Origin of the sequence: Rhodopirellula maiorica SM1, assembly GCF_000346295.1 — a bacterium.
GTDB lineage: Bacteria > Planctomycetota > Planctomycetia > Pirellulales > Pirellulaceae > Novipirellula > Novipirellula maiorica.
On sequence record NZ_ANOG01000660.1, the window covers coordinates 1 to 2,876 of the forward strand.

Annotated in this window: 3 protein-coding genes; all 3 read right to left on the reverse strand. The window is 51.8% G+C overall.

Features of this window, described 5'->3' with window-relative positions; all coding sequences use genetic code 11:
* Window positions 1–170: 170 nt before the first annotated feature.
* Window positions 171–1,412, reverse strand: coding sequence for an alginate lyase family protein (locus RMSM_RS21105; protein WP_008700961.1), 1,242 nt, complete (start codon window positions 1,410–1,412; stop codon window positions 171–173).
* A 212-nt stretch (window positions 1,413–1,624) separates the two neighbouring features.
* The gene (locus tag RMSM_RS21110) at window positions 1,625–2,383 is read right to left on the reverse strand and encodes an SGNH/GDSL hydrolase family protein (protein ID WP_144057833.1); all 759 of its coding nucleotides are present in this window, start codon (window positions 2,381–2,383) and stop codon (window positions 1,625–1,627) included.
* A gap of 35 nt (window positions 2,384–2,418) precedes the next feature.
* Window positions 2,419–2,876: glycoside hydrolase family 95-like protein (locus tag RMSM_RS21115; protein WP_040768679.1), on the reverse strand; the 458-nt coding region annotated here is incomplete at its 5' end.

Consider the following 2,876-nt stretch of genomic DNA (forward strand, 5'->3'; position numbering starts at 1 on the left):
CTTTCTGGCCAGGGTCGCTGTAGGCAGCCTTGTTCTCATGCGACGCACGCACTGCTTGTGTCCACACGGACCTCTTCACACTCCGGGGGGCCGGCGACGGGAGTGATAATAAGTTGAGGAGGTCGTTTGTGTCCTCATTTCAAAGGAGGTTTACAAGCAGACGTCACACGCTACTCGCTTGCAAACATCAACGTATCCCAGCGCAGCGAGCTGAAACCTCCTTCACGATTGTTGCGACGATTGCGGTTGCGACGACCGCGTGAACGAGAACCCTCGCGATCGCGTTCACCGTTGCGGATCGCAAGCATCGCTTGCTTTGTGAATTCCGCTGGTAAACCTTCGCGGTGATAATAGTGGTTGTAGACTCGTTCATACATTGGACGCAGTCGTCCACGGTCTTCGGAGATTTGCTTGTAGTGGTAGCGTCCCTCGACACTGCGAAACGGTTCATACCGCACATCAAACCCTAGGTTGTACTTTGCGGTGTATTCGAACCCGAGTAACAAGCGATTGTCCTTTGCCGAGTACAAATCGACCCCTTGGTTCCAAGCCGTCTCGCAGGTGTTCGCGAGAAATTCTAATCCCATTTGCGTGTGAGCTTGATCACGTCCCGATTCTTGGCACTCACCAAAGTCGTTGAAATAGTTTCCAATCGCACCGTTGCCTTCGCCATCAAGAAAATAGTTCACTGCCCGATCAAACATCTCGCGATCGTCCAGGAAAACGCCCATTGCGATCATCGTTTGTAACATCGACGCATCCCAATTGCCGTTGGCCGTCGGATAGAAGTCTTTGATGATCGGGTACCACACCTTGCGTGCCATCTCGCGAAATTGTTCCTGTTTCGCCTCGGGCCATCCGTCCCAAGTGTGTCGCAACAACTCGGCGGCGTTACAAAACAAGTGTCCTTCCATGCCAACTAGCAACCTAGCGTCGTGATTCTTGATCGTCTTGAGTGTCGCTGACCAAGCATCAATGATTTCGGCTGCTTTACGGGCATGCCGCTGGTCGCCAGACAACACCCAACGCAGCGACTGCGTATAGGCTGCTGCGGCATCGTTGGAAAATTCCGACGAACCGATATTTGGATTGTTGCTTGGACCTCGCTCGACATGGGCTCTCGGACTCGGCTGATAATCCAGGCTGGCGATACGCGATTGCTGCAACTTCTGCCACTCACCAGACCAAGGCTGTTCGCCGGCGGCAATCTTGGCTTTGACAAAGTCGATACGTGCGGCGCTGTGTGCGATTCCTGGGTGCACGAATCCGTTTTCACCGGAGCGATTCGTCGGGGTCGACGATGTCGTATTTCGCGGAGGATTGTCGCCGCAGCAGCATGAGGCCCATGCACTGACAAGAGTAATTGCAACAACGGCAAGGTTTGGTTTAATCGTTCGCAAGATGGAAGTCATGGCTTTCAACAAAGTTCGAATTGAATATTGGGGCAATGATATTACTTCTTAGCTTAACCGCGTTTGTCGCTGTGGGAAGGTTTTAACCCTCGTGATGCTTGGGCCAACAAATCAAACACCACTTCGGTTGTCGCAGCACCCGGCGGATGCGCCATGCCCCTCTTCCCAATGGCTCGGCGGTACGCCCTACTCAAAGTGCCATGCTTCGCAGCCTATTTCGATGCTCCGCTACTTAGCGTTGAAAGTACCAAATTGATCTCGCGGGCGACCTTCTCTGCCAAATACGCGTACCCTGCCGCTGTGAAATGGACATCGCCTTTTTTCTGCTGGATTTCAGGCAGTTTTTGCAAGGCATGAGTATGCAAATCGTTGATCCGGATCCCGTTCATTCTCATGATTGATTCGGCGATCAAATTGTATTTGATTTCATCGCCTACCTTTCGTCCGGCCTCATGTTCCGGAACTGGCGTGGTTGCACACCAGATCAACGTTGCATCGGTTTGCTTAAGACGATCCACCGCTTGCTGCAGACTCTGCCGATATTGATCCGGGCTGGCGGTCAGCGTTCCCTTGACTTTGTCGCGATGCCCTTGTGTTTTTGATTCTGGATTTCGGTAGCAAATGTCCCATAACCCCCAATTGAAATGGATGACATCCCAAGTCCGATCCCCAAGCCAGTTGTCGAGGTTTTCGGTTCCATACGCGGCATATTTTCCATTGGATGGAATCCTAAAAACGTCCGCTTTTCCCGCCAACAGCTTGCGAACGTCTACGGTATACCCGATCGATATGGAATCGCCGATCAATAGAACGTTGGGTCGATCTGGATCATCCTTGGGATTCGCAAATGCCTTCGAGAATTCTTTCCCTGTATACAGCTCGTCTTTGCTTGCCAGTTCTTGTCCCGATGCGACGACCGTTGTCGCCAACAAAAGGACTCCGCACAATGTTTTTCGAATCAACCAATGCATCAAATCACGCTCCGTTCTCATTCGCTAATCGCTTGTTACTGCACCTGTCCGAAAACCGATTTCAGATCATAGGTTTCATTCTTTGACGTGTTGAGGGTTACCGTTTTATCGCCGTAGCGAACGGTGCAGGGGTTGCCAAGTTTGGAATGTAGCGTTGCCGAAGTGAGGGCTCCATTTTTCCACTGCATGTCAACTTCAAATCCGCCGCGTGCACAAAGCCCTTCGACCGATCCATCCGCCCACGCTTTGGGCAGAGCGGGAAGCAGATCGATCTTTTCTGTATGCGATTGCAACAGCATTTCAGCCATTGCGGCGGCCCCGCCAAAGTTGCCGTCGATTTGAAAAGGCGGATGTTTATCAAACAGGTTGTTATGAGTGGATTTCGCCAGCAGCAGTCCGATGTTTTCATGAGCCTTTTCAGCATCCAAAAAACGTGCCCAGAAATTGATGATCCACGCTCGGCTCCAACCGGTGTGACCGCCTCCTTTAGAGA

Coding starts and splice junctions, on each gene's coding strand:
- RMSM_RS21105 (WP_008700961.1), bottom strand. CDS start 1,412: ATGACTTCCATCTTGCGAACGATTAAACCAAACCTTGCCGTTGTTGCA.
- RMSM_RS21110 (WP_144057833.1), bottom strand. CDS start 2,383: ATGCATTGGTTGATTCGAAAAACATTGTGCGGAGTCCTTTTGTTGGCG.